We start from the raw sequence: 25,914 nt of genomic DNA, 5'->3' as shown, positions 1-25,914 counted from the left end.
ATATAGAATGATTAGTACGGAATTGATGTGATGTAGTTAACACTGCTACAATAATATTTACCGAACGTTCTATAAATGGTAAAATAGACCCGAAAGGAGCATGATCATGGCGCGTAGCAAAGAGTTTGACATTGATGATGTATTGCTCAAGGCAATGACGATTTTTTGGCAGCAGGGCTATGAGAAGACCTCAATGCAGGATCTTGTGGCCGGCATGGGAATCCACAAGCGGAGCATGTACGACACCTTTGGAGACAAGCACACCTTATATATAAAAGCGCTGGAGCGCTTTGCAACGATCCAAAGCTCCAGGCTGGAGAGCCGTATCGAAGGGGTTGCCTCCGCCAAGGCGGCCATCCGCCTCTTATTCGAAGCCACCATCCAGCGAAGTGAAGCCGAACCGAAGGGCTGTATGCTGGTGAATACGGCCGTGGAGCTGTCTGTTCATGATCCGGAAGCTGCTGACCGGGCCAATGAAGCTTTTCTGAATACCGAAAGACTGATTGAACGGCTTATCCTGCACGGACAGGAGACCGGAGAGGTATCCTCCCGGCATCCGGCCCCGGCGCTTGCTGCTTATCTGCATAACGCCCTGGTTGGACTGCGGGTGATGGTCAAGGCCACGAAGGATCTGGGCAAGCTCCAGACCATTGCCGATACTACGCTTGCTGTGCTGGACTGAGCTGCCGTAATAGTATGAACGCGCCTGCCGGTAATTATCCAAGTATATATTCAGGCTGGCGCCAGTCGTGCAGAGTGTATTTAGACTTCAATATGACTGCGGTATAGATTACAATATGATTCTGGATGAGGTTACGCCGGCAGGAGGGAGCAAGCAGGAATGGCTAAGCAGAAATACTACGTAGTATGGGAAGGCAAGCAGCCTGGAGTCTATCATACATGGGCGGAATGCCAGGCGCAGACGGATCATTATACCGGAGCGAAATATAAGTCGTATGAGAGCAAGGCGGCTGCAGAGACAGCCTTCAAGGCAGGCTGGAAAGGGAACTGGGGAAGCGGTGCGGCAGCCTCAGTGGCATCCGGCAAGAGCAAGTCAGGGAAGTCCTGGGGACGGAGTGCCGGCGTCGAGACGTCTGAAGAGATCGATTATGACAGCATCTCCGTGGACGTAGGGACCCGGGGGAATCCCGGACCTGTGGAATACAAAGGGGTGGATACACAGACCGGGGATGTGATTTTCTCCTGCGGTCCGATCCGCAAAGGGACCAATAACCTCGGAGAGTTCCTGGCGATTGTGCATGCGCTGGCGCTGCTTCAGAAGGAAGGCAGCAGCAAGACGGTCTACAGTGATTCTGTCAATGCGATGAAATGGGTCAAGCAGAAAAAGGTGGCTACCACCTTGCCCCGGGATGCCTCCACAGAGGAGATCTGGCAACTGATTGACCGGGCAGAAAGCTGGCTGCGGAGCCATACCTACGACAACAAGGTGCTGAAATGGCAGACGAAGTCATGGGGCGAGATCAAAGCGGACTATGGCCGCAAATAAGTTGCTGTTATTCTGGTTAATAACGGGTAATGGAACAATACTAATAGCAGAGCAATTGGGAGGAGAACAGGATGTTTGGCAACGATTGGGATGAAGTGCTGCAGGAAGAGATGCAGAAGCCTTACTTTGAGGAATTGCGCTATGCTCTGGCACGCGAGTACAAGCAGTATACGGTCTATCCCCCGAAGGACAAGCTGTTCTCGGCGCTGAAGCTGACGCCCTACAGCAAGACCCGGGTCGTCATTCTCGGACAGGACCCGTATCACGGGGCAGGACAGGCCCATGGCCTGAGCTTCTCCGTAGAGCCGGGTGTCCGGATTCCGCCGTCTCTGCGCAATATCTATGCCGAGCTGCACAGCGATCTCGGCATAGAGGTGCCCGGCCACGGATCGCTGCTGCACTGGGCGGAAGAAGGTGTGCTGATGCTTAATGCAGTGCTGACAGTACGCGAGGGTCAGCCGAACTCGCATAAGGGGCTGGGCTGGGAGACCTTCACGGATGCCATAATGGAGAAGCTGAATGAGCGGACAGAACCGATGGTCTTCATCCTGTGGGGCAGCCATGCCCAGCTTAAGGGTGCTGTCGTTGACCGCAGCAGACACAAGGTAATCCAGTCCACGCACCCGAGCCCGTTCTCTGCACACCGCGGATTTCTCGGCAGCCGCCCGTTCTCTCAGGCCAACCAGTATCTGGAGCAGCATGGGCTTAAGGGCATAGACTGGTCCATACCGAAGATATAAGCAGTTGAGGGCACAGTGAAGGGGGTGGAGCCATGAAGCATTGGGTTGGCAGACCGGTCATTATGTACTGCGGCGAGCAGCCATATACGATCATGAAAGGCGTTCTGCGCAGATGGGATCTTGCAGCTTCGGTAGCCGTTATCGGACATCAGGAGATTGCCGTCCCTTTCCGCGATATTGTGTACATCAAAGCACTGGCTCCCAAAGAAAGAGCATTGCCCCCGGTTCTCCATTCGGTCGGATATATTATGAGAGAACGTCAGCAGTTTGATAATGCCGTCTATTTCAAATCAGCGGTTACCGTCTGGAAAGGGGACCAGCTGGTTGCGTTCAATGCGACCATCATCGCACATACCAAAGGCTCCGTAACGCTGCGTGACGGGCAGAATCTGCCTAAGGGCAACCACATCTTCGTGGTCCGCTCACTGCGGGGCTGAAGTCTAAATACATCCAAGTGTGTACATTGAAAAGCCCTCCGGCGCGGATAATCTGCGCCGGAGGGCTTTTTGTAAATATAATTACAGGTTTCTCCTGATAGTTACAGCTTATCGTCCTTGACGATCTCAATCTCCATCCCCGGCGGAGCGCCGGGCTCGGGTACCGGTTGATCCACCCGTTCGGCGACAATGATCTCGTAAATGCGCAGGAAGACGATTTTGATAATCATATAGACCGGAAGCGCAATGAGTACGCCGATAAGGCCGTAGAAGTCGCCCCCCACGAGTACAAGCAGTACTGTTGTCAACGGATGTACATCCAGCGACTTGCCGTAGATGACCGGGGACAGCACATTATCCTGAATCTGCTGCGCGATCAGAATAACGACTGCTGACCAGATGGCCATAGAAGGCGATTCGATGAACCCTACGATAACAACGGGAACCGCCGCCAGCAGTGAGCCCACATAAGGAATGAAATTCAGCGGGATGGAGATCACGGCGAGCAGCAGAGAGTAAGGCAGGCCGATCAGCAAAAATCCGATGTACAGCAAGATGCCCAGCACCACATTAAGCAGGACGCGCGTAACGATGAAGCCGCTGAGTGCAGAGTCGATATCCTTGAACATTTCCTGGCCTTCCTTGCGGTACTTTCTTGGAATCAGGCTCTGAAGAATCGGGGACAGCTTCTGCCCGTCCTTCAGCATGTAATAGAGAATGATCGGCAGAGTAGCGATAACCACAACGATACTGGAGATCACTGCGATCAGGTTGGACATCGAGTTGGTTACCCAGTTAATCGCATCGTTCAAATACTCCGTCAGACGTGTGGTCACATCGGTGTCTCCCTTGAAGAAGCGGGAGAGCGACGGATCATTCTGGAGCTTGTTGAACTGATTCTGTATTCCCTCGACCAGATATGGCGTATTGTCTATGAAATTCTGGATCTGCTCGCGCAGTGTAGGCCAGACCAGCACCCAGAACAAGACGAACAATCCGGCAAAAACAAGATAGATCAGCAGCACGGAGAGCCCACGGTTGACATTTTTGGTGCCCAGATAGTTGACAATCGGCCGCAACAGATAATACATAAAGCCCGACAGCATCATGGGTACGAGCAGCAGTTGAATGATAGATACCAGCGGTGTGAACAGAAAAATGACCTTGGAGCCCAGATACAGAATCGTCAAAAAAGCGATAATGGCCAGGCAGGTCCGGAAATACTTGCTTTGAAGCACAGCAGCCCCCCCCTATCTCTTAAGTTATGTTTATGTATACGTATCTTTATAACCGAATTAGAAGAGATTGATTCACTTGGGTCTGTGAGCAGCCGCTGTCAGCCGGATTCCACTCAGGTTCAAGCCGCAGACAGCGTGGTAATATCGCATGAACAGGAGGGATGCCGTATGCCAACATTGGTATTGGGAATTTTTGGACACCGTAGTGATGCGGTACTGGCGATTGAGGAGCTGAAGGAGAACGGAATCAAGGCGAAGCATATCTCTGCCGTCACGAAGCAGAAGAATACGCTGGAGATTATCAGCCAGGATGCCGGTATTGGGGATGTGGAGACGGGGCAGGGAAATAAGGGCTTGTTCGGCACAGCCCGCGGGCTTGGGGTTGGCCTGGATATGGTGCCCGATTCAGCGGTCGCAGCAGGTCCGGCCGCCCGCAAGCTGGCGGGAGCGGATCTGGAGACAGACGGCCTTGCGGTCAGCCTGATCGGGATGGGCATTCCGCAAGAGGATGCGGAGGCGTATGCGCAGCATGCCGATCTGGAGCATATTATTGTCATTGTACTTCTGCCCGAGGAGGAGCTGCGGGAGAGCGTGCAGGCCATATTTGCGAAGTATGAGGTCATACCTTTGAAGTAAGCGACGGGTTCGGAAAATATAAACGTTCAACGCAGCCGGCGGGACTTTCGTCGGGCTGCTTTTTTTTTGCGGTTCTGCACGAACAGAACCGGGTCCAGACCCACGCTCAGGCCTCCGCCTACCTGTCCGCCCGTTTCCTTGGTCACCTGCTTGGCTTTTACCAGGGAGAAAAAAGCAAACAGCTCCCCGAGAACGCTGAAGCCGGCGGCAATAATCGCATAATCCTCTGCACTGAGCTCCTCCTCTTCTACGGGGCCGTCACTGCCTGCTCCGCCGCTGCCCTTAATGCCGCTGCCATTACCATAGCCGCCATAGCCGCCTGGGCTGCCGTGTCCATAGTTCCTGTAATCGGCCATCTCCTGTTCACCCGCTTTTCCACATATGTAATATAAATATGTCGCCCGCTGCCGTTGTGAAATAGGCAATCAGGAGGGAATTTCCCGCCGCTGGAGGAGGTTATGGCGCAAGGAAATGAGCATAAATGAGCAGAGATGGCTTCATTTCTGGCAGCAGCGGTGCCGATGGCTTGAAAAACAGGGTTAAACGCGTGCTTTTAAGGAGAAAAATAAGCAGAGAAAGCCTCTTTACAGTTCATGAAAACGCTGTTACAATCATAAATGAGCACAAATGATCAACATCAGTCACAAGTGGTTTGATCCAGTCATTATCTATTTCAATTCAGTTGTAGTTGTATATATAGGAATCTGGCAGCGGGCCGCTGCGCATCCTAAGGAGTGAGCTGCATGTTTGAAGAAGAACGCAAACGGATGATTCTGCTGTTTGTCGAGAAGCATACCAGAGCCTCGGTTCAGGAGCTGGGCCAGGAGCTGTCCGTCTCTGAATCCACCATCCGCCGGGACCTCAAGGAGCTGGAGGAAGCGAGGCTGCTCAAGCGTACGCATGGCGGGGCAGTGTCGCTGCAGAGTGTGAACTTCGAAGCGGCAGTTCCGGACAAGGAAGACCGGTTCCTGGAGGAGAAGCTGCGGATTGCCGGGAAGGCTGTAGAGATGATTGAGGAAGGCGACGCCATTCTGCTTGACGGGGGAACCACCACGCTGCAGATTGCCCGGGCGCTAAGAGCGTTCCGTAATCTCAAGGTCATCACCAACTCGATTATGGCGCTGAATGAACTGAAGGACTGCCGCCATATTGAGGTGTCAATTACAGGCGGAATGCTGCGGCCGGATACCATGGCTTTTGTCGGGCCGATGACGGAACGTTCACTGGATATGGTGCGGGTGGATAAGGCCTTCTTGGGCACCAACGGGCTGGATATCCGCGAAGGCATTACGACGCCGAACATGCTGGAAGCGGCCACGAAGCGCAAAATGATCGCTGTAGCGAAGCAGACGATCCTGCTCGCCGACCATAGCAAGATCGGGCAAATCTCCTTTTGCAAGGTTGCTGATCTGCAGGAGATGGATCACTGCATTCTGGACACGGGTACACCGGATAGCTTCCGGCGGCAGCTGGAGAAGCTGGATGTGGATTATACACTGGTGTGATTGGATGGGAAGACAAACATTATAAATGAGGGATGAATGATGATCTATACTGTGACACTTAATCCTTCCGTCGATTACATCGTGGAGGTTGAAGAGTTAACACTGGGCGGACTCAACCGGATGAAGCGGGATATGAAGCTGCCCGGCGGGAAGGGAATCAACGTATCCCGTGTCCTGAAGCAGCTGGGCGTCGATAATACGGCAACCGGATTTCTTGGCGGCTTCACCGGCGGGTACATTGAGACCTGGCTGGGTCAGGAGGGGATATCCGGCGACTTCGTTGCTATTGCGGACGATACCCGGATCAATATCAAGCTTAAGGCCGGCCAGGAGACAGAGATTAACGGGGCCGGACCTGTAATTACGGAGAACGAGACGGCTTCACTGCTGCACAAGCTGGATGCTCTGCAGCCTGGCGACATTGTGGTCCTGTCGGGGAGCGCGCCACCTTCACTTGGCGGAGATTTCTATAGCAGACTGATTGCGGTATGCAAGCAGAAGGGCGCGGAGTTTGTCATTGATACTACCGGGCAGGCCTTGCAGGACGCATTGTCCCAAGGACCGCTGCTGGTCAAGCCGAATCACCATGAGCTGGCAGAGCTGTTCGGTGTTCAGATCAGCACCAGGGAGGAGATTATCACATACGGACGTAAGCTGCTTACGGGCGGCGCCAAGCATGTGCTGGTCTCGATGGCTGGCGAAGGCGCACTGTTTATAACGGGGCAAGAGGTCTACCATGCCAGCGCTCCTAAGGGCCGGGTGAAGAATTCAGTAGGTGCGGGAGATTCGATGATTGCCGGATTCGTGGGTACCTTGTCACTGACCGGGGATGTGCTGGAAGCTTTCCGTGCCGGTGTGGCCTCAGGGAGTGCCACAGCGTTCTCCGATGATCTGGCAGACAGGGCTTTGATTGAAGAGCTTCGTCCGCTTATCGCCATATCTCAGCTATGAATAACAGAGGTAAGAGGTTCAAGTACATTCGGGGAGTTGAGCATTGATGAAAATTACAGATTTGATGATACAGGAAACAATGATTATGGAGCTGCAGGCTACAACGAAGGAAGGGGCCATCGACGAGCTGATTGCCAGCCTTGCGGCCAGCGGACGCATCACGGATGCGAAGCTGTTCAAGGAGAAGATTCTGGACCGTGAAGCCCAGTCCAGCACAGGCATCGGCGGAGGGATTGCCATGCCGCATGCCAAGACCAAGGCAGTGGGAGAAGCGACAGTGGTATTCGCGAAGAGCACTGCAGGCATCGATTTTGCTTCCCTGGATGAAGCACCTGCCCACTTGTTCTTCATGATCGCCGCGCCGGACGGGGCTGGAAATATGCACCTGCGAACACTCGCTGCACTGTCCAGGCTGCTCATTGAAAGCGAATTCACAGAGCAGCTCATGGGTGCCAAGACTCCTGCCGAGGTGTCTGCCCTGTTCGATGCCAAGCAGGCGGAGGCCGAAGCTCAGGCTGAAGCGGAAGCTAAGGCAGCGGCTGTGAAGGATGCCCCGAAGACGGCCGCACCGCAAGCAGAGCCTGCACGGATGATCACCGAGAACCCGGATTCTCAGAGCTTCGTAGTAGCTGTAACAGCATGTCCTACAGGCATTGCCCATACCTTCATGGCTGAGGATGCCCTCAAGAAGAAGGCCAAGGAGATGGGCGTCAACATCCGTGTTGAAACCAACGGCTCGGAGGGGGCGCAGAATGTGCTGACCGCCGATGAAATCGCCCGGGCGAGCGGTGTCATTGTTGCCGCCGACAAGAACGTGGAGATGGAGCGCTTCAATGGCAAGCCTGTGCTCCAGCGTCCGGTTAGCGACGGTATCCGCAAGTCAGAGGAGCTGATCCGGATCGCAGTGGCAGGCGATGCGCCTATCTACCGCAGCTCTGGACGCAATGAAGAAGGTTCTGCTCCTATGAAGTCCGGTTCTATTGGAAGCAAAATCTACAAAGACCTGATGAACGGCATCTCGCATATGCTGCCGTTCGTAGTCGGCGGCGGCATTCTGCTGGCGGTCTCCTTCCTGATTGAACAGGTGGCCAGTCCAGACAATCAGCTGGTCAAACTGTTGCAGAGCATCGGCGGCGGTGACGGGGGCGCGTTCCACTTCCTGATCCCGATCTTGGCCGGATTTATCGCGATGAGCATCGGTGACCGTCCTGCGCTGATGCCGGGTATGGTCGGCGGTCTAATGGCCCTCAACTCCAATTCGGGCTTCCTTGGCGGTCTGGCTGCCGGATTCCTGGCTGGCTACGTAGTGGTAATGCTGCGCAGAGTATTCTCCGGTCTGCCGCGCACGCTGGACGGTCTGAAGCCGATTCTGCTATATCCTGTATTCAGTCTGCTGATTACCGGCGGGATTATGTACTTCCTGTTCGATCCGGTATTCAGCTGGATCAACGGAGGATTGACCGATGTGCTTAACAATCTGGGCACCGGCAACAAGATCCTGCTGGGTCTGGTGCTTGGCGGTATGATGGCCATTGATATGGGCGGCCCGTTCAACAAAGCAGCCTATACCTTTGCCATCGGCGTGTTTACATCCAGCGGCAATACGAACGGAATGATGATGGCCGCCGTTATGGCCGGAGGGATGGTGCCTCCGCTGGCGATTGCCCTGGCCACCTCGTTCTTCAAGAACAAATTCACGGAGACCGAACGCAAATCCGGTATTACCAACTATGTGCTGGGCTTGTCGTTCATCACCGAAGGAGCCATTCCGTTCGCAGCAGCCGATCCGCTGCGCGTGCTTACCTCCTGTATTCTGGGCTCTGCCGTGGCCGGCGGACTGACCCAGCTATGGAATCTCAACGTTCCCGCACCGCATGGCGGTGTGTTCGTAGCCTTCCTGTCCAGCAATGCCGCGCTGTTCCTGCTGGCAGTGCTGATCGGCTCCGTGATTTCCGGGCTGATCCTTGGGCTCTGGAAGAAGCCGGTCCCAGTGAAATAACGTATCTTGCTTATCCCCGGAACCGCCTGGGAGCAGAGACAGACCTCTGCCCCTGGGCGGTTTTTGCCATAGAGAGCTTGAAATAGAGCTGTTTTACGCTTGCCCCTCCATTTTAGTGTCTTATTTCGGTATAATTAAAAATATATATACAGAGAAGGCAAAGGAGAATGCGAAATGATTCTGCACAGAGGTGAAGTCTTATTCCGTCAGGGAGACGGCGGCCAGAACCTGTTCAAGGTGAAGAGCGGACTGTTTAAGGTCACGAGACTGCATGAGAACGGGAACATGGTGCTGTTCAACCTGTTATATCCGGGTGAGACGGTCCCGCATCATTCCCTCATTTCGCCGAAGGAGGCGCATGGAACCGCAGTGGCAATGATGAAAAGTGAGGTCGAGCTGATTCCGGCTGCGGAATGGTACCGGGAGCTGCGGGAGAAGCCGGAGAAGGTGATGGAGATCGCCCTTTTGCTCCAGGAGAAGGTGCGGTTCATGCAGACGAGGCTCGATCACCTCACGGTTGGAACGCCGGGGGAGCGGATGGCCCTGCTGACCCGCTGGCTGACCGAATATTCACATGGCGCACAGCTTACAGATTTGCTGACACAGGAAGAGATCGGCCAATTGATCGGCGTCCGCCGGGAGACCGTCAACCGTCTGCTGCGGAATCAGGGCTGATTGCTTATTTTTAGTGGAAACTGTTTAGAGAGGCCCCTCCGCGTGGTATAATCTATTCAGAACATATCAAATTAAAGAAAGGATCAGGATACCATGTGTCCCCGAAGGACGATTCCCCAAAGGACGATTTGGAAACGTTATGATCTGTCTTATACTTAGCTTCCCTGTAGAATGTGCGCGAACCGTTGTTCATTGACGAAGCCGCCTCTGCGAAGGGAAGGAAGTATTGTATGCGAAGGAGTAACATCTCCTCCGGTATACCCCCTCGTAGAAGCTGGCAGGACGTCTAGCCGCCATATACGATAAGGGGAGACCGAGTAATGAGGAAACAAGACAGTGGCATGAGTGTGCCGCTCCGGCTAGCTATTATTCTATCCGGAACACTATTGCTTGCATTTACGTATTATCACATTAATTATCAGAACCACTTGACCGAAGGCGGATTCGTAGGATTGTCGCTGCTCGGCAAGTATGTACTGGGGATTTCACCATCACTAAGCATCCTGATTTTGGACATTCCGGTACTCATCATCGCAATCATTTACAAAGGAAAATCATTCGTAGTGAACACCTTCATCTCCGTAGTGGCCTTCACGGTATTCTACGGGCTGATGGAACGCTATTCCGGCTGGGTTATTGACCTGCAGGATAATTTGCCGGTTGCGGCGCTGTTGTCCGGGGTATTGACAGGTCTGGGCGCAGGAATGGTTCTGCTGGGCGGCGGGGCGAGCGGCGGGGATGATATTCTGTCCGTGCTGATCAGTGAATGGAAAGGTATTAAGGTTGGGACCGTGTTTATCCTGATGGATGTAATCGTTCTGGCTTTCTCCCTCTTCTATATGCCGTTAAGAGAAACCCTGTACACTGTGATGGCTGTAGTTGTGGCCGGTTATGTAATCACTTTTACAACCTCTCTGGGCAGACGGAAGCTGGTCCAGGCACCGAAGATTCCGTCCGCAATTGCCAAGACTCAGGAAGGTACAGTGAATGTAAACAATGCCATGTGAACTCCGTGAACCACGGGGATGATAAAAGGTCAGCGGACTACCGTCCGGCTGGTCTTTTTTTTGTGGTTTTTAGAAATGAGTTCTGTCTGTTACTGCTTCACCGCCGACAGCAGCAGGAACATCGGACGCCGCGTCTCCTCCTGCCAAGCCGGATTCTTCTCCAGCATCTCAGGGGTCGGCTGCAGCTCCGACAGCTGCTTCAGGACGAATCCGGAATCGAGCAGCGTACCCAGGTAGGTGGCGGTGGTCCGGTGGTATTTTGCAACCTCGTGTTCGAGAAAATCAGCCAGCCTTAGCCCTTCGAGATGGTAGTTGTCCACGGGCCAATGCAGCTTCTCCCCGTCCGGGCTGTAATGCCAATCCTGCGCGGCGAGCGCGGTGAAGATCGGATGCTCTACAGAGAAGACGAAGGCTCCCCCGGGCTTCAGGCAATGCCGGACCTGGCGGCAGAGACTGCCGAAATCTTCAATATAGTGGATCGCCAGCGAGCTGATCACGGTATCAAATTGCTCTGCCCCGAATGCGGCATCCTCAATCGCGAGCTGGAGATACTCAATCTTCGGGTCGTCTGTCATCGCGCGGGCACGCTCCAGCATATTGGCGGAGAGATCTATGCCTACGACGGAAGCCGCCCCCTGCTCCCGGGCATACCGGCAGTGCCAGCCGAACCCGCACCCCAGATCAAGCACCCGCTGGCCCGCCAGATCAGGCAGCAGAGTACGGAAGACCTCCCATTCTCCGGCAGCCTCCAGTCCGCCCGTAGAGCGGGGCATCTGGCTGTAATTCGCAAAAAAACCCGCGTCGTCATACTTATTTTGCTTCATTCATTGAACCTCCCACATCCTTTTATTACAGAAAGTATAACGCAGATGGGACGGAGGTGCAGCCTACAGAATTCATTGTTGCCCTCGGGAACGGTAGCGGATAATCAGCAGGACGACCGTTGTTACGACCGCCAGCGACAAGGAATTGGTGATCAGAAAAGCAAGTCCGACCCCCTGCGCCGCCAGATTAACCGCATAAGCCTCCATAAGAAGGATGCCCAGCAGCATCAGCAGGTAAGCTTTCAGACTGAGATCTGCAACCGAACGGGTCCTGAGGATCTGCACAATCTGCGGAATCCAGCCTACCGAGAGAATAAGACCGCCAACCAGCTGCATAGCTGTGAATAACATATGCTGCACCCCGCTATACTTAATTTCTTAATAGTATGGTGTATGCTTAGGGGGAGAGGGAGGTTCAGACAAAAAACCGCCGCCCCTCGGGGGGACGGCGGGTTCACCCGGCAGGCAGCTGCCCGGGTCTAGGATTGCTTCAACTGGATAAGCTGTTCCAGCAGCAGCTGCGTGTCGTCTACAGGAAAGGCTTCCTGCAGCACTTCATGAACGGTCTGCTTCGCCCGGTCAACCTTGTCCTGCCCAATGGCAGTCAGGGACGTATAGATGCTTCTGCGGTCTGCCTCGCAGGACTTGCGCTCCAGCGCTCCGCAGCCCTTGGCTTCGAAGCGGCTGACCAGCCGGGACACAGCACTCTGGCTAAGCCCGACCATCGATTCCAGCTGCTGGAGCTTCAGCTTTTGCTCAGGGGCTTCGGACAGAAACAGCAATACATAGAATTCCTTAAGCGATAACTCATAGTTCTCGGTCAGCTTCGCTTCAAGGACTGCGGCCACCTTCATCTGTATCAGAGAGAGCGATAACCAGCTGTTAATCAGATCATTTGAAGGGGGGTTAGTCATGTCTTCATCCTCCCGGTGTATACCTGTAATGAATAGTAGTTGTTATACAGTATACCATCACCATAGGCAAGCTGCTGACGAATTGTCCTTAACGCGGGAATCCTAATGCGTACTGCTTAGGTATATTTGCGTCTTTGCGCAGCGTCACACCGGCTTCCAGCGTCCAGTAAGGATTACGGAGCATTCCCCGGCCCACCGCCACCAAGTCAGCTTCTTCATTGCTAATGACGGCGTTGGCAAGAACCGCTTCATCCAAGCGGCCGACAGCAATCACCGGTACGTTCAGCTCCTGGCGGATCGTTCTGGCCAGCGGTAACTGATAGGCAGCATGGTTGCCCGGTCCATTCTCTGCGTCAACGGCTCCTTCACCGCCTGAACTGATATGGAAAATATCGGCCCCGGCTTCCTTATAGGCTCTGCTGATCTCCAGACCCTCTTGGAGGCCGTAGCCGCCTTTCACATATTCTCTGGCGGAAATCCGCATGATCAGTGGCATATCCTCAGGCATCACGCTCTTGGCAGCAGCGATCACCTCCCGGCCGAACAAGGTCAGATCCTGTCCGTACTCATCAGTCCGCTGGTTGGTCAGCGGCGAGTGGAACTGGTGAATCAGATAGCCGTGGGCGCCGTGCAGCTCAATAGTGTCGAACCCGGCCTGAACCGCACGCTCCACGCCCCGTTTGAATTTCTGGACCATGTCTTTAACTTCTTCTGTTGTCAGGGCGTGGGGAGTCTTGGAATTGCCGTCAAAAGGAATAGCAGAAGAGGAGACTGGAACCTTGGCATCCTCCGCCTTGCGCCCGGCATGGGCTACCTGAATTCCGATTTTGGCTCCATGGACATGGCTGGCTTCCACAATCCGCGCCAGTGCTGGAATCTGCTCATCAGACCAGAGACCCAGATCATAATCGGTAATCCGGCCGTCCGGGTCCACATCAGCCATCTCGACAATGATCAGTCCGGTGCCGCCGACAGCGCGGCTTACATAGTGGTTGTAATGCCAGTCGTTAGCGATTCCATCCTTATTGGTAACTGAATATTGGCACATGGGCGGCATGACAACCCGGTTCTTCAGTTTTAAGCTTTTATACTCATAGGGGGTGAACAGATCTGTCATCATGGTTTCGCTCCTTCGGTCTATATGGAATGGATGAACAATAAATGCATGCGCATGCATATAAATATAAGGTGTACGTTCCGGTCTGTCAAGTCAGCGTTATGGATTAGACTCTGCAATATTGCATGGTATCTGTAAGTTTCAGAAATAGCTGTGCGAGTTTACAACTATTATAATGAAAACAATTTAGGGGGTTAGTTATGGAGCTGCTGACTATTGTCAAAGCAATTATCCTGGGCATTGTGGAAGGGCTGACCGAATTTGCTCCGGTATCCTCGACAGGCCATATGATCATCGTTGATGATATGTGGCTTAAATCGCAGGAGTTCCTGGGGAAGTACACGGCCAACTCCTTCAAGGTAGTGATTCAATTAGGCTCCATTCTTGCGGTGGTGATTCTTTTCCGTAACCGGTTCATTGATCTGCTGGGTCTGAGGAAGCTTAGCCGCCAGGATCTGGCCGTAGTGCCGGAAGGACAGCGGCAGGCTCCGGTTGAAGGACGGCTGAAGCTGACGCATATCCTTGTCGGACTGCTGCCTGCCGGAGTTTTCGGATTTCTGCTGGAGGATTACATCGATGAGCATCTGTTCTCTACCTTTACAGTGCTGATTGGACTTGTGGTCGGAGCGTTATTCATGATTTGTGCCGACCGTTTTGCGCCTGCAACTGCCCGGACGGAGAGTGTGGACCAAATTACATATAGGCAGGCGCTATCAGTCGGATTGATTCAATGTATCTCCCTGTGGCCAGGCTTCTCGCGGTCCGGCTCGACGATATCCGGCGGTGTTCTGCTGGGTATGAGCCATCGTGCGGCAGCCGATTTCACCTTCATTATGGCTGTGCCGATTATGGCCGGGGCAAGCCTGATTTCACTGCTGAAGAACTGGCAGTATTTTACGCTGGATGCCTTGCCGTTCTTCATTGCCGGCTTCATCAGCGCCTTCGTATTCGCGCTGGTGTCGATGCGATTCTTCCTGAAGCTGATTAACCGGATCAAGCTGATGCCCTTCGCGATCTACCGGATTGTACTTGCCGGAGCGGTCTATCTGATCTGGTTCTGATTTCATCACGCCTTAAGACTCCAAGCTGCTCCTCCTTCATGGGGGTGCGGCTTTTTTGATGTTCTGCTATAGGGAATCTGTATAGCCGGATTGCCGGGAATCTGTTGCCGGGCGCGGGAGGCGTGCAGTAAGATGGCATCAGATTAAGGCTTGCAGGCATAAGCGACAATTATACAGGGGAGTGGACATCAATGAGTACAGGAATCAAGACAAGCAGCCTCGGATATCCGAGAATCGGCAAGAACCGTGAATGGAAGAAATTACTGGAGGCTTATTGGGCCGGCAAAATCGATGAGCAGAGCTTCCGCTCACAGATGGAAGATATACAGCTTCAGCACTTGCAGACCCAGCAGCAGGCCGGAATTGATCTGATCCCGGTGGGCGACTTCACCTTCTATGACCATGTGCTGGATACCGCCGCCATGTTCGGGATCGTACCGGCGCGTTATGGATATAAGGGCGGAGAGATTCCGCTTAATCTGTATTTTGCTATGGCGCGCGGCAATGCAGAAGCCCCGGCCTGCGAGATGACCAAATGGTTCAATACGAACTACCATTACATTGTTCCTGAGATCGGCAGCCTGACCCCGGTATTGACAGCGAATAAGCCGCTGGCCGCCTACCGCTTCGCCAAAGAGCGTGCAGGCATTGAGGGCAAGCCGGTTATAGTCGGACTGTATACCTTCCTGAAGCTGTCCAAGGGCTTCAAGGCGGCAGATACCGCAGCCGTTGCCGCACGCTTCCTCCCGCTGTATGTACAGCTGCTGCAGGAGCTGCAGGCAGAAGGAGTGGCCTGGGTACAGATCGATGAACCGGCTATTGTGACCGGCTTAACGGCAGAGGACATTGCGCTGCTACAGAATATTTACAGTGAGATCGCTGCCGCTGTCCCGGGGCTGAACCTTATGCTGCAGACGTACTTTGAAGCTGCGGAGCCGCTTGAAGCACTGCTGGCGCTGCCTGTGCAGGGACTGGGTCTTGACTTCGTTCATGACGGCGGCAAGAATCTGGAGTCGGTTGCACGCCTGGGCTGGCCGCAGGATAAGACACTCGGCGCCGGTATCCTGGACGGACGCAACATCTGGCGCGCCGATACCGATGCCAAGCTGGAACTGGTAGCGCAGCTACTGACCCATGTGTCTCAGGAGCGGCTGATTCTCCAGCCTGCCTCAAGTCTGCTGCATGTGCCTGTAACGGTTGAGGGCGAGTCCAAGCTGAAAGCTGCGGTCAAGAACGCCCTGGCATTCGCCAATGAGAAGCTGGCTGAGCTGGTTCTGATTGCGGCAGCCGCGAATGAAGGAAGGGAGCGTTATGCCGCTGAGCTGGAGCGCAGCCGTGAGGTATTGGCCGTATTCCGTGCCCTGCCGGAGCGCGGGCGTGAGGATGTAGCGGAGCAGGTGCATGCCCTGTCCCAGTTGCCGGACCACCGCAGCCTTCCATTCGCAGAGCGAGTGAAGGTTCAGCAGGAGAAGTGGCGTCTGCCGCTGCTGCCGACCACGACCATCGGCAGCTTCCCTCAGACAGCCGAAGTCCGCCAGGCCCGTCTGAAATGGCGCAAGGGAGTCTGGAATCAGGAGCGTTACGACTTGTTCATCAAACGGCAGATCGCTGAAGCAATCACCCTCCAGGAGGAGCTTGGTCTGGATGTGCTGGTACACGGGGAATTCGAGCGTACCGATATGGTAGAGTTCTTCGGGGAGAAGCTGGCCGGCTATCTCTTCACCGCAGGCGGCTGGGTTCAGTCGTACGGCTCACGCTGCGTGAAGCCGCCGGTAATCTATGCCGATGTTGCTTTTATCCAGCCGATGACCGTCAAGGAGAGCGTGTATGCACAGTCCCTGACGAAGCTGCCTGTTAAGGGGATGCTGACCGGACCGGTCACGATCCTGAACTGGTCCTTTGTCCGCGATGATCTCAGCCGGGAAGCGGTGGCTGGACAAATCGCCCTTGCTCTGCGCCATGAAGTATCCGCACTGGAAGAGGCAGGCATCGAGATGATCCAGGTCGATGAGCCCGCCATCCGCGAAGGCCTGCCGCTGAAGGCAAGAGATCATGAGTATTACCTGAACTGGGCGGTGAAATCCTTCCGTACCGCCACGAATCATGTCAAGGATACCACTCAGGTGCATACGCATATGTGCTACAGTGAATTCAATGATATGATCGGTTCGATCTCGGCGATGGATGCGGATGTCATCTCCATTGAGACCTCGCGCAGCCACGGTGAGCTGATCGTCAGCTTCGAGGAGCAGGAATACGACAAGGGAATTGGACTGGGTGTGTATGATATCCATAGTCCGCGTGTACCGGTGGTAGAGGAGATGACCTCGGCCATCGAACGTGCGCTGCGTGTACTGGATGTCCAGCAGTTCTGGATTAATCCGGACTGCGGACTGAAGACACGGGGCTGGGAAGAGACCACGGGTGCACTGCGCAATATGGTGAAGGCCGCGGTCCTGGTAAGAGAGCAGCACGGCGCAGTCAGCCGTTAAGCGAAGGGGTATGCCTCCCTTTAAATGATCACTTTTGCACAAAAAAAACCACTGCAGGCAGGAGAGCACAATCTCCGGCCGCAGTGGTTTTGCTTCTATTTCTCGCCGAAACGAACCGTCCTTTAAAAGGACAGCAAAGCCGCTTCTATTTGTTGCAGGAAACACTTGATAATAATTCTCATTCTTGATAGAATGAGAAAAGAAAGAAGGAACCTGTGGAGGGTTCTCTCATATTCTGCAATCATTTATTATTTGCTTTCGAAGGTTTTGCAATCTGTCTCTTCAGATTGTGTAGGCTGCTTGGAGCTGTGGTAAGCAACAAAAATCGACTCAGCGTTGCATTTGTTCTCTTCAGCCCAGTAGGTGCAAGAATTAACTGCGCACAATACGTCTTTTGCCATGAGGGTTCACCTCCTCTTGTAGTAGTAGGCAGCATAAATCGGCAAGAAATGAATTACCGCTAACCGGGCAAGGTGGAGCTTGTCCAAATAGCGCCATAACCTTATTCTACGCGAATAGGGTTTTTGGTGTTTTTTTGCCGTTTTATAATCGTAATTGTAACAAATAAAGGGGCACTACGCAAACGGGACCACGCAGGAGCCCTTAGGGCTGAATGGTTCTATATGTTATTTTCTTGAATAACTGCAACCTTCCAGCTTCTGGAACGTCAAGAGGAATAAGTGCGGAACGGACGGACCGATAGAGATAATGGCCGTACACCGCCTAAGCTGAAACACCGGAAGCAGCATACAATTACACTTATGGAGGAATGAGCATGCGAAAATGGGGTCTGCATTACTTGTTGTATCTAGTGGTTGTGGCCGTGGTTCTGACAGGATGCGGTGCGTCGAGTAACAATTCTGATTCGGCAGTGAATTCAGAAAGCGCGTTCAGTAATCAAGCGGCATCAGACGGATCAGCGGAGAGTGCGCCTGCTGAGGTGGAAGGCAAGCAGGATAGTCTAACCTCCAACACGGCGATGGCTGACAATGATCAATCTGCAGTGAAGGGCGGCGGCGGAAACCCGGCACTCCCCAAGACGGGGACAGAGCAGGGGACAGACGCTGCAGCCGGATTCACGGGCACTGATGTGGTGGCAGGGCTGAACAAGAAGCTGATCTACAAGGCGAACCTCAATATGGAGGTAAGCGACTACGGAGCAGCGCAGACCGAAGTGCGGAATATGATTACTCTGGCCGGCGGATACATTATTGAATTCTCAGAGAATATGTCTGAATATGAACAGGGAGGAACCTTCATCCTTAAGGTGCCGGCGGCGGGCTTCTCTCCGTTCCTGAACAATCTGGAGAAGGTGAAGCATGAGAAGCTGCAGAGAAGCATTCAGGGGCAGGATGTGTCGGAGGAGTATGTGGACCTGGAGTCACGGCTCAAGGCGAAGCAGCTGATGGAGGCGCAATATATTGATTTTATGAAAAAAGCGACCAAACCGGCTGATCTCGTACAGTTCGCCAACCAGCTTGGGGAAATCCAGGAACAAATCGAACAGATTAAGGGCAGAATGCGGTACATCGATCAGAATGTATCCTTCTCCACAGTGGAGCTTCGCCTCTACCAGACAGAAAAGAGTCTTACCCTTACCCAGTCCAATAGCGAGGGACCGCTGGGCGAACGGGCCTCCGAAGCACTCAAGGGCAGCATGAAGGCGTTGTCTGTGATGTTCCAGTGGCTTGTAGTCTTCCTGGCAGCTGCGCTCCCCGTCCTGCTTATAGCTGGAGTGGTGGTTGCGCTGGTGCTCTGGATACGGAAAAGCTTCAAGCGTCGGCAACCGGCGTACTCTGAACAGGCCCGGCTGGGCGGTAACCGTCTGCCCGACCGGGAAGCGCAGCCTCATTCTGATACAGCGCCTGAGGTAAAGGCTGAAGCGGAAGAAGAGGATACGGATAAGCAGAACACGTAGCAGCGGCTGCGCCCGGATAGCGCAGAATCATTCATGCACAGTGCAAAGCCTCCAGACCCGTGAATCCGGGCTGGAGGCTTTGTGGTTGTTGAGGAAATTATGATTTTCTTCTGTTGTGATAAAGTGTGGCCCAAATGTATGCGGAAAACAACATACATTGTGCTGATGCGCAGGCGTGTGTCCGAATGTATGCAGAAAACAGCATACATTGTGCTGATGCGCAGGCGATGTGCCCGAATGTATGCGAAAAACAGCATACATTGTGCTGTTGTGCAGGCGTGTGCCCGAGTGTATGCGGAAAACAGCATACATTGTGATGGCGCACAGGTAAGTTATACAATATATGAAGCTATTGCTTGTGGCTATCTATTGGAGAGGCAGGCAAGCCGGGACCCTCCAGCCTTAAGCATGCTCGAAAAGTACGCGGTACTCGCCGTAGCCTTCCTTCTCCAGGTCCTCTTTGGGAACAAAGCGCAGCGCCGCCGAGTTGATGCAGTACCGCAGCCCGTTCGCGCCGGGGCCGTCATTGAAGACATGGCCCAGATGGGAATCCGCTGTCTTGCTGCGAACCTCGGTGCGGACCATCAGGTGGCTGAGATCGGTGTTCTCCTTGACCGCATAGTCGCGGATCGGACGCGTGAAGCTCGGCCAGCCGCAGCCGGAATCGAACTTATCCTCTGAGCTGAACAGCGGTTCCCCTGAGACAATATCCACATAGATCCCGTCCCCGTGATGATCCCAGAATTCGTTGCGGAAGGGGGATTCCGTCGCGCTGTTCTGTGTCACTTCATACTGAAGCGGAGTCAGGCGTTCCTTCAGGCTCTGCGGGTCCTCCTTGTGCTTCCAGTGGGCTTCTATGAAAGCCTCCCTGCCCGAGCCCTTGCGGTAACGCTTGTAATGGCCCGGGTTCTTGTGATGATAGCCCTGATGGTATTCTTCGGCAGGGTAGAAGGGCTTAGCCGGAAGAATAGGCGTCACGATCGGAGCGGAGAAGCGCCCGCTGGCCTGAAGGGCCGCCTTGGAAGCCTCTGCCTGCTGGCGCTGCTCTTCCGAATGGGTGAAGATGGCCGTTCCGTAAGAGGTACCCCGGTCATGGAATTGCCCTCCGGCATCGGTGGGGTCAATCTGCTGCCAGAACAGCTCCAGCAGCTTGCTATATGGGAAAATATCCGGATTGAACGTAATCTGCACAGCCTCAACATGTCCGGTCGTTTCCGAGCATACCTCTTCGTAGGTCGGATTCACAGTATGTCCGCCTGTGTAGCCGGAGACAATCTTGACAATGCCGGGAAGCTCTTCGAAAGGGGATACCATACACCAGAAGCATCCACCGGCGAAGGTAGCTTGTTCGGTCTTGAAATTTATAGAATCAGCTTGAAATTCACTCATCGTTATCCCTCCATCTGTAGAATGCAATTAAATAGATCACAATTTAATTATAAATCAAATAGAGGCTTACTGCCAGCACACCGGAGATTCTTCAGGCGTCAGCGGCCCGCAGAGGGACGGCGGCGCATGGATAATCCGGCCACGGCCAGCACGGCAATATACACGATTACAGCCATGGCTGCACTTCGCGGATGCTGGAACATCTGTCCTCCCAGGAACGCGTAGAGGGCGATGCCGGGGATTTTGCCAAGTGCGGTGGCGCCGAGGTAGCTCCAGAAAGGCAGTCCGGCCGCACCCGCGTAGATATTCACAGCCATCTGCGGAATAAACGGGGCCAGACGGGCGATCACCACGGACGCAAACGGACGCTGCTGAACAGCGAGCATGAATCTGTCCAGCGCCGAAATGCTGCTCAAATAGGCCATGGATTTACTCTGGAACATGTATTTTACGAGACCATAGACAAGGGCTGCTGCTATCGTAGTAGCACTCCAGCAGATTAACGCTCCTGTGAAGCTCCCATAGGCATACCCGAACAGACCGATAATCAGCTTGTAGGGCAGGACCGGAAATAAAGCCAGCACCGTGGCGGCAAGCATAGACAAATACAAAGAATGATCCTCTTTGAGCCAGGCCAGAATTTCATACCTGTAGATAAACGCGAGGATGATACACGAAACATACACAATAACAGTCAGCCATTTTCTCATTATACTATGCCCCTTCTTCACTCCATCCATTTCATCATACTGAAAAAAAACGTATTATTGAAGCAAAGATCATTGTTCACACAGCTTGTCACGGTATAATACACCTATAGGGGACTGAAAATCAGCCCAAATGTAAGGGAGATGCTGCAATGAAACTACCTGTACGCAAAAGAGTGGCCTTGATCGGCATTGGCGATATTGCCCGTAAAGTCTATTTGCCGCTGCTCTCCCGTCATGATCAGGCCGAGGTGGTGGGAGTGCTCAGCCACTCCTCTTCTACGGTAGAGCGGGCAGTCCAGGCCTATCGCCTCCAGCGGGGGACAACGGAGCTTAAGGAGCTGCTGTCCTGGGATCTGGATGCTGTGTTCATACATAGTCCCACAACTACGCATTATGAATTGGTTACCTCTTGCCTGGAGCATGGGGTGTCCGTATATGTGGACAAGCCGCTGTCTTATGATCTGGAGGAATCCCGCCGGATGGCCGGGCTTGCAGAGAATAAGGGGCTGCTGCTGGGCGTGGGCTTCAACCGCCGCTATGCCCCGATGTATGCAGCGGCCAAATCCTGGCTGCACAAGGCCGGAGGCATCAGCCAATCCGCCGCAGTCAAGCACCGGACGAAGCTGCAGCAGGGCAGCAGCCATGAGACGATCCATGATGATCTGATCCATATGCTGGATCTGCTGCTCTGGCTGTCCGGCGGGGATTATGAGCTGCTTCACAGCAGCCTGAAGGCGGATGCAGAGGGCCGGCTTCTGCAGGCTTCGGGAATGCTGGGCTGGGACAACGGGACAACCGGCCATTACAGTATGGTCCGGGATGCCGGAGCCGATCTGGAGAAGCTGGAGCTGCACGGGCACGGCAGATCGGTGGAGGTGACCGACATGGAACGGGTTATATTATATGAACAAGGCTCCTTGCCGCGCACACAGAACTTCGGCAGCTGGGATACGGTGCTGGAGCGCAGAGGCTTCAGCGGTGCGGTCAGCCATTATCTCAGCAATATAGCGACACCGGAGCAATGCGGCATTTCCGCTTCGGCTGTATTGCCGAGCCATGAATTAGCAGCAAAGCTAAGCCGCTAAGCGGTCAGACTGACATCAGAGAGGAGAACAACATGGAGGATTACGACAAGAGTGTGGAAGAGCGGATCATCGAGAGTTATAAGCGGGACGAGGAGATGATGATTCTGGTGTTTGCCCAGTGGTGTGTGAATAACCGGCTGGACCCGCATGCCCTGTATCTGCAGGCTTATCCGCAGCAGGAGGGGAATCAGGCGCTGGCCAGAGCGCTGGCCTTAACGGTATCCGAGGAGGAGTCCGGGTTCATCTCCGATGATACGGTGCTGGGAGTCCTCTCCCTATACAGCAACGATGATCTTGCTTATGTGGTTACAGAGGCCATCCAGCTAAGGGACAAGGCCCGTGACACCAAGGAATGAGCGCCGGAATACAATAGTTGTGGTTCATGAACTTTTTTTTGGCAAACGATGTTCATTCCAGAATAAATGTGGTAAAATTATATATACTAACTAATTGTAAGCTTCATAAGTGAGAGGTGATAACCATGGAAGAACATCAACTGACGATGTGCCCGCGATTTGAGACGGCTTTTTCGTTTCTGGGCAAGCGCTGGAACGGACTCATTATTCAGACCTTGATGAGCGGCCCCAAGCGGTTCAAGGATATTTCCGGACTGATTCCGTCAATGAGCGATAAGATGCTGTCCGAGCGCATGAAGGATCTGGAATGCGAGGGCATTCTGGTACGTCATGTGTACCCGGAGACACCGGTGCGCATTGAGTATGAATTGACTGTGAAAGGCCGTGCACTTGAGCCGGTCATGCAGCAAATCCAGACCTGGGCCGAGAGCTGGGTGGAATAGCAGTAACGTATATTATTTCTGATGACAGCCTCTTGCCGGGTAACCCGGTAAGGGGCTTTTCATATAAATATAAGAAATTATATGCTGCATACGGTAACTTATCCTTCTTTTTCTCGCTGAAACGGTACCGTCCTTGAGAGGACCACAAAGCCGTTTTTAATTTTTTATACAATTTTTGGCCAAATAAACCTTGCACTCAGGGCATACCTGTGTAATATAATAGAACATACTAAATATTACGGATGTGTGGAAGCGTTAACAAAAGTAGGAAAAGCCCAGGGGTATGCGGCAGGTGTATGCTAACGAGACGAGTTTTGGACGATGCTGATTGAAGGATGCAGAAGGCTCACCAAACTTTTAGGAGGCGAGGACCATGACCATCACCTTGTTTTCCCGGGAAATAACCTATGGAAAAAAGGATGTCGCCGAACTGGAGACTGCTTCGATTAAAGTGCAGCTGATCTATGACAAGGTGCTGTTCATGCTTCATAGCCATCTCCCGGATTCGCTGTGGGATGCGTGGATCGGTGTGCCCTATGAGATTATTTCTTCTCTATATAAAGGGGACAATGACAGCGGCAGCGTATTTCAGAAATGGATTCAGGGCCCGTCCGGCTGGAAATGCATCGGCTGTGAACGGCATTGCCTGGAGCCTGTAACGGCTCAGGAAGGGAGTGGCACCCATGTACAGCGCCGTTTTACTTTTCATAATGGAATTAGCCAGAGCATGGTACTTCAAGCTGTGATCTGGTCCATGTATGAGAACACCCGGCTGCTCCAGCCTTACCTGGGGGGGGAGGCTTTTCTGAGTGAGGAGGATATGGAGCTAATCTCTGTATATTTCGTGCCAACCTATCTGACACCCGTACCGCTGAGGGAATTGAATAAACCAGCCAAAGAATACAAGGACAAGAACATCAGAGTGTACCAGGAATGGATCTCTGCCCCCGATCTGGTGCTGCAGTGGAATGGCGGCCTGACCGAAGGCAGATGGATGACAGGGGTATATGTGGATCATTCACGGTTCGCCGGTCTCGGCCCCTATCTGAAGGATGCACAGGGCAAGCGGACGTATATGCAGGCGACTGTTCAATAAAAGAGTTGAACTAGAAGCCAGTCGTCGCTGCGGTGAACATTTGGACTTCCGGCCGCTGTTGTGTTTGGATTTCCTGCTATGTACCGCTCCTCGCGGTAGAAATCCAAACACAAAGGCGGACGCTATCGCTCCTACAGTTCCAAATTTCCCCTCTGCTTCTTTTGCTTTTTTGTTTAAATTCTTTATATCTACTTCTAGTGACTCACAGCAGCACAAGCCGCTCTACTCCGCCCGGTTATTCCTCCGCCGGATCAAGAACACAGTGCTTAAGATGATCAGTGCTGCGCTAACAGAAATAATCAGAATCACCTTCCCGTTTACGTTGCCGTCAGCTGCTGTCTGAGCGGATGGATTCATGAAGGTAACAATAACAACACAGGCCGCCACCAGCATCGCCAGAGCTGCGCCCGCAATGCTTCTCCCGTTCACTCTGCTCTGCCCTCCGCCAGGTCCCACATATGCACCGCTCCAGATCAGCCGTACCAGATAGGAGCCCACGCCAAGCATGAAAATCGTGTAATTGCTCAGCGGATACTCAAGCCACCTGATCCCGTAATTTTGCAGTCCCATGTCTGCCAGCAGTAAGAATGCCATCAAAAGAAATGCCTGATTCCCCGCCTTGTGCCGCTTCTGTAATTGTCTCTCATCCAGGTTCGTTTTGCCCATCCTTCGTTCCCTCCCAAAATAGTTGATCCAGCGTCTTCCCAAGCGTTACACAAATGTCAATGCACAATCTTAAGGTGGGGTTGTAATCACCATTCTCAATCGCGATAATCGTCTGTCTGGTGACCCCCACAGCATCAGCCAGCTGCTTCTGCGACATGTCTTTTTCTGCTCTGGAGGCTTTGAGCCTCAGATTTTTCCCCATTCCCTCACCTCAGGCATAGTGTAATATATACATAACAAAATGTCTAGTATATTTAACATATAAGTATTAAAATCTCTCGTTCATTAAAATTTGTTATATTCAGTGCGTACAATCACAAGTTTGGTCTAAAGCCAGTGATAAGGTGTAGAAGTGAAAAGAAGCACAAACCTATACCTTAACCTGAGGAGGGGCCAACATGGCGTCCAATCAATTAAACGATACAACAATTCATCCCGGGTTCACCCCGGAAGCAATGGTAAGGGATATTGTCCTGCAGTTCCCTAAAGCAGCAGATTACTTCAAGGCTCAGCGGATCGATTTCTGCTGCGGAGGTGCAAAGCCGCTGGCTGAAGCCGCTGCCGAGAAAGGTCTTGACCCCGAAGCAATGGTTCAGGATCTGAACAAGCTGCAGGAGGAGCATCCGGTTCTGGAGGAGGGTACAGCCTGGAACGAAGCTTCTTCCGAGGAACTGGTGGATTATATCGTGAATAAGCATCACCGCTACCTGCGCGAAGAGCTTCCGTTAATCAGCCAAAATGTTACTAAGGTGTTCCGCGTTCATGGTGAGGATTCACTGCACCTGGGAGAGATGCACCGTCTGTTCAATACGCTGCGTGAAGAGCTGCTCCAGCATACGGCGCAGGAAGAAGAGAGCGAATTCCCTAAGATGCTGGCCTACACTCAGAACCCGAGCGAAGAAGGACAGGCTGAGTTGCGCGGACTGCTGAAGAGTCTGGAAGCAGAGCATGACGGGGCCGGAGAGATCCTGCGTGAACTGCGCAGAGTCACTAATGACTACACACCGCCCGCACATGCCTGCACGACCTATCGCCTGACCTATGCCCGTCTTGAAGAACTGGAAGGCATGACCTTTGAGCATGTGCATCTGGAGAACAACATTCTCTTCCTGCGTTATCAATAGGACCAGCTGCAAGGTACAAGTCCC

General features: G+C 53.3%; 29 protein-coding genes. 18 read left to right on the top strand and 11 right to left on the bottom strand.

Annotated features, from left to right (window positions below; genetic code table 11):
* Positions 1-106 precede the first annotated feature (106 nt).
* The 4 genes from MHH28_RS12080 to MHH28_RS12065 all read left to right on the top strand — a co-directional run bounded on the left by MHH28_RS12080 (position 107) and on the right by MHH28_RS12065 (position 2,684).
* The gene (locus tag MHH28_RS12080) at positions 107-682 is read left to right on the top strand and encodes a TetR/AcrR family transcriptional regulator (protein WP_405115155.1); all 576 of its coding nucleotides are present in this window, start codon (positions 107-109) and stop codon (positions 680-682) included.
* A 159-nt stretch (positions 683-841) separates the two neighbouring features.
* Complete coding sequence (gene rnhA, locus MHH28_RS12075) at positions 842-1,507, top strand: ribonuclease H (RefSeq protein WP_405115153.1); 666 nt, start codon at positions 842-844, stop codon at positions 1,505-1,507.
* Between the two features lie 71 nt (positions 1,508-1,578).
* Complete coding sequence (gene ung, locus MHH28_RS12070) at positions 1,579-2,247, top strand: uracil-DNA glycosylase (protein ID WP_405115151.1); 669 nt, start codon at positions 1,579-1,581, stop codon at positions 2,245-2,247.
* Between the two features lie 32 nt (positions 2,248-2,279).
* The gene (locus tag MHH28_RS12065) at positions 2,280-2,684 is read left to right on the top strand and encodes a hypothetical protein (RefSeq protein ID WP_405115149.1); all 405 of its coding nucleotides are present in this window, start codon (positions 2,280-2,282) and stop codon (positions 2,682-2,684) included.
* Between the two features lie 101 nt (positions 2,685-2,785).
* Here the strand turns inward: MHH28_RS12065 and MHH28_RS12060 are convergent, their stop codons facing one another.
* The gene (locus MHH28_RS12060; protein ID WP_405115147.1) at positions 2,786-3,922 is read right to left on the bottom strand and encodes an AI-2E family transporter; all 1,137 of its coding nucleotides are present in this window, start codon (positions 3,920-3,922) and stop codon (positions 2,786-2,788) included.
* 168 nt (positions 3,923-4,090) lie between these two features.
* On the opposite strand from MHH28_RS12060, the gene MHH28_RS12055 reads away from it, so the two are divergent.
* Positions 4,091-4,558 carry a hypothetical protein gene (locus MHH28_RS12055; protein ID WP_405115145.1) on the top strand — a complete coding sequence of 156 codons (468 nt, stop codon included), beginning with the start codon at positions 4,091-4,093 and terminating at the stop codon, positions 4,556-4,558.
* A gap of 26 nt (positions 4,559-4,584) precedes the next feature.
* Here MHH28_RS12055 and MHH28_RS12050 read toward each other — a convergent pair whose 3' ends face one another.
* Positions 4,585-4,914: a hypothetical protein gene (locus MHH28_RS12050; RefSeq protein ID WP_405115143.1), complete on the bottom strand. Its 330-nt coding sequence runs from the start codon at positions 4,912-4,914 to the stop codon at positions 4,585-4,587.
* A gap of 387 nt (positions 4,915-5,301) precedes the next feature.
* On the opposite strand from MHH28_RS12050, the gene MHH28_RS12045 reads away from it, so the two are divergent.
* From MHH28_RS12045 to MHH28_RS12025, 5 genes are all read left to right on the top strand, one after another.
* Positions 5,302-6,063, top strand: a complete 762-nt coding sequence (locus MHH28_RS12045; RefSeq protein ID WP_405115141.1) for a DeoR/GlpR family DNA-binding transcription regulator — start codon at positions 5,302-5,304, stop codon at positions 6,061-6,063.
* Positions 6,064-6,102: 39 nt separating this feature from the next.
* Entirely contained in the window at positions 6,103-7,014 is a 912-nt protein-coding gene (pfkB, locus tag MHH28_RS12040) for a 1-phosphofructokinase (RefSeq protein WP_405117028.1), read from the top strand.
* A gap of 46 nt (positions 7,015-7,060) precedes the next feature.
* Positions 7,061-9,013 carry a fructose-specific PTS transporter subunit EIIC gene (locus MHH28_RS12035; protein ID WP_405115139.1) on the top strand — a complete coding sequence of 651 codons (1,953 nt, stop codon included), beginning with the start codon at positions 7,061-7,063 and terminating at the stop codon, positions 9,011-9,013.
* A 174-nt stretch (positions 9,014-9,187) separates the two neighbouring features.
* Positions 9,188-9,688 carry a Crp/Fnr family transcriptional regulator gene (locus tag MHH28_RS12030; protein ID WP_341018027.1) on the top strand — a complete coding sequence of 167 codons (501 nt, stop codon included), beginning with the start codon at positions 9,188-9,190 and terminating at the stop codon, positions 9,686-9,688.
* A 320-nt stretch (positions 9,689-10,008) separates the two neighbouring features.
* Positions 10,009-10,695 (top strand): YitT family protein, encoded by a 687-nt coding sequence (locus tag MHH28_RS12025; RefSeq protein WP_405115137.1) that lies wholly within the window; start codon positions 10,009-10,011, stop codon positions 10,693-10,695.
* An 89-nt stretch (positions 10,696-10,784) separates the two neighbouring features.
* On the opposite strand, the gene MHH28_RS12020 is transcribed toward MHH28_RS12025, so the two are convergent.
* The 4 genes from MHH28_RS12020 to MHH28_RS12005 all read right to left on the bottom strand — a co-directional run bounded on the left by MHH28_RS12020 (position 10,785) and on the right by MHH28_RS12005 (position 13,550).
* Complete coding sequence (locus MHH28_RS12020; RefSeq protein ID WP_405115135.1) at positions 10,785-11,519, bottom strand: class I SAM-dependent methyltransferase; 735 nt, start codon at positions 11,517-11,519, stop codon at positions 10,785-10,787.
* Between the two features lie 72 nt (positions 11,520-11,591).
* On the bottom strand, positions 11,592-11,870 hold the full coding sequence (locus MHH28_RS12015) for a PQ-loop domain-containing transporter (RefSeq protein WP_405115133.1): 279 nt from the start codon (positions 11,868-11,870) through the stop codon (positions 11,592-11,594).
* A gap of 128 nt (positions 11,871-11,998) precedes the next feature.
* A complete protein-coding gene (locus MHH28_RS12010; RefSeq protein WP_036731817.1) occupies positions 11,999-12,433 on the bottom strand; it encodes a MarR family winged helix-turn-helix transcriptional regulator in 435 nt (144 codons plus the stop codon).
* Between the two features lie 88 nt (positions 12,434-12,521).
* On the bottom strand, positions 12,522-13,550 hold the full coding sequence (locus MHH28_RS12005) for an NADH:flavin oxidoreductase/NADH oxidase (protein ID WP_405117026.1): 1,029 nt from the start codon (positions 13,548-13,550) through the stop codon (positions 12,522-12,524).
* Between the two features lie 200 nt (positions 13,551-13,750).
* On the opposite strand from MHH28_RS12005, the gene MHH28_RS12000 reads away from it, so the two are divergent.
* Both MHH28_RS12000 and metE read left to right on the top strand, forming a co-directional pair.
* Positions 13,751-14,611 (top strand): undecaprenyl-diphosphate phosphatase, encoded by an 861-nt coding sequence (locus tag MHH28_RS12000; RefSeq protein WP_405115130.1) that lies wholly within the window; start codon positions 13,751-13,753, stop codon positions 14,609-14,611.
* Positions 14,612-14,802: 191 nt separating this feature from the next.
* Entirely contained in the window at positions 14,803-17,103 is a 2,301-nt protein-coding gene (gene metE / locus MHH28_RS11995; protein ID WP_405115128.1) for a 5-methyltetrahydropteroyltriglutamate--homocysteine S-methyltransferase, read from the top strand.
* A 248-nt stretch (positions 17,104-17,351) separates the two neighbouring features.
* On the opposite strand, the gene MHH28_RS11990 is transcribed toward metE, so the two are convergent.
* The gene (locus MHH28_RS11990) at positions 17,352-17,504 is read right to left on the bottom strand and encodes a DUF1540 domain-containing protein (protein WP_076079942.1); all 153 of its coding nucleotides are present in this window, start codon (positions 17,502-17,504) and stop codon (positions 17,352-17,354) included.
* A gap of 374 nt (positions 17,505-17,878) precedes the next feature.
* Between MHH28_RS11990 and MHH28_RS11985 the strand changes: the two genes are divergently transcribed.
* On the top strand, positions 17,879-19,021 hold the full coding sequence (locus MHH28_RS11985) for a DUF4349 domain-containing protein (RefSeq protein ID WP_405115126.1): 1,143 nt from the start codon (positions 17,879-17,881) through the stop codon (positions 19,019-19,021).
* Positions 19,022-19,423: 402 nt separating this feature from the next.
* Here the strand turns inward: MHH28_RS11985 and msrA are convergent, their stop codons facing one another.
* Entirely contained in the window at positions 19,424-20,410 is a 987-nt protein-coding gene (msrA, locus tag MHH28_RS11980; protein WP_405115124.1) for a peptide-methionine (S)-S-oxide reductase MsrA, read from the bottom strand.
* A 98-nt stretch (positions 20,411-20,508) separates the two neighbouring features.
* Entirely contained in the window at positions 20,509-21,120 is a 612-nt protein-coding gene (locus MHH28_RS11975; protein WP_405115122.1) for a TVP38/TMEM64 family protein, read from the bottom strand.
* A gap of 149 nt (positions 21,121-21,269) precedes the next feature.
* Between MHH28_RS11975 and MHH28_RS11970 the strand changes: the two genes are divergently transcribed.
* The 4 genes from MHH28_RS11970 to MHH28_RS11955 all read left to right on the top strand — a co-directional run bounded on the left by MHH28_RS11970 (position 21,270) and on the right by MHH28_RS11955 (position 24,100).
* Entirely contained in the window at positions 21,270-22,205 is a 936-nt protein-coding gene (locus MHH28_RS11970) for a Gfo/Idh/MocA family protein (protein ID WP_405115120.1), read from the top strand.
* Positions 22,206-22,237: 32 nt separating this feature from the next.
* A complete protein-coding gene (locus MHH28_RS11965; RefSeq protein WP_405115118.1) occupies positions 22,238-22,561 on the top strand; it encodes a hypothetical protein in 324 nt (107 codons plus the stop codon).
* A gap of 125 nt (positions 22,562-22,686) precedes the next feature.
* Entirely contained in the window at positions 22,687-23,004 is a 318-nt protein-coding gene (locus MHH28_RS11960) for a helix-turn-helix domain-containing protein (RefSeq protein WP_341184814.1), read from the top strand.
* A 373-nt stretch (positions 23,005-23,377) separates the two neighbouring features.
* The gene (locus tag MHH28_RS11955; RefSeq protein WP_405115116.1) at positions 23,378-24,100 is read left to right on the top strand and encodes a hypothetical protein; all 723 of its coding nucleotides are present in this window, start codon (positions 23,378-23,380) and stop codon (positions 24,098-24,100) included.
* Between the two features lie 222 nt (positions 24,101-24,322).
* Here MHH28_RS11955 and MHH28_RS11950 read toward each other — a convergent pair whose 3' ends face one another.
* Both MHH28_RS11950 and MHH28_RS11945 read right to left on the bottom strand, forming a co-directional pair.
* The gene (locus tag MHH28_RS11950; RefSeq protein WP_405115114.1) at positions 24,323-24,766 is read right to left on the bottom strand and encodes a DUF6773 family protein; all 444 of its coding nucleotides are present in this window, start codon (positions 24,764-24,766) and stop codon (positions 24,323-24,325) included.
* A complete protein-coding gene (locus MHH28_RS11945) occupies positions 24,744-24,968 on the bottom strand; it encodes a helix-turn-helix transcriptional regulator (RefSeq protein ID WP_405115112.1) in 225 nt (74 codons plus the stop codon). The genes MHH28_RS11950 and MHH28_RS11945 overlap by 23 nt, the downstream gene beginning before the upstream one ends.
* 196 nt (positions 24,969-25,164) lie before the next feature.
* On the opposite strand from MHH28_RS11945, the gene ric reads away from it, so the two are divergent.
* Positions 25,165-25,890 (top strand): iron-sulfur cluster repair di-iron protein, encoded by a 726-nt coding sequence (gene ric / locus MHH28_RS11940; protein ID WP_405115110.1) that lies wholly within the window; start codon positions 25,165-25,167, stop codon positions 25,888-25,890.
* Positions 25,891-25,914 lie beyond the last annotated feature (24 nt).

The organism is Paenibacillus sp. FSL K6-1217, assembly GCF_045040735.1.
Lineage (GTDB): Bacteria > Bacillota > Bacilli > Paenibacillales > Paenibacillaceae > Paenibacillus_AQ.
The sequence above is the reverse complement of the archived record's forward strand: the minus strand, read 5'-3'. Positions and strand labels throughout refer to the sequence as shown.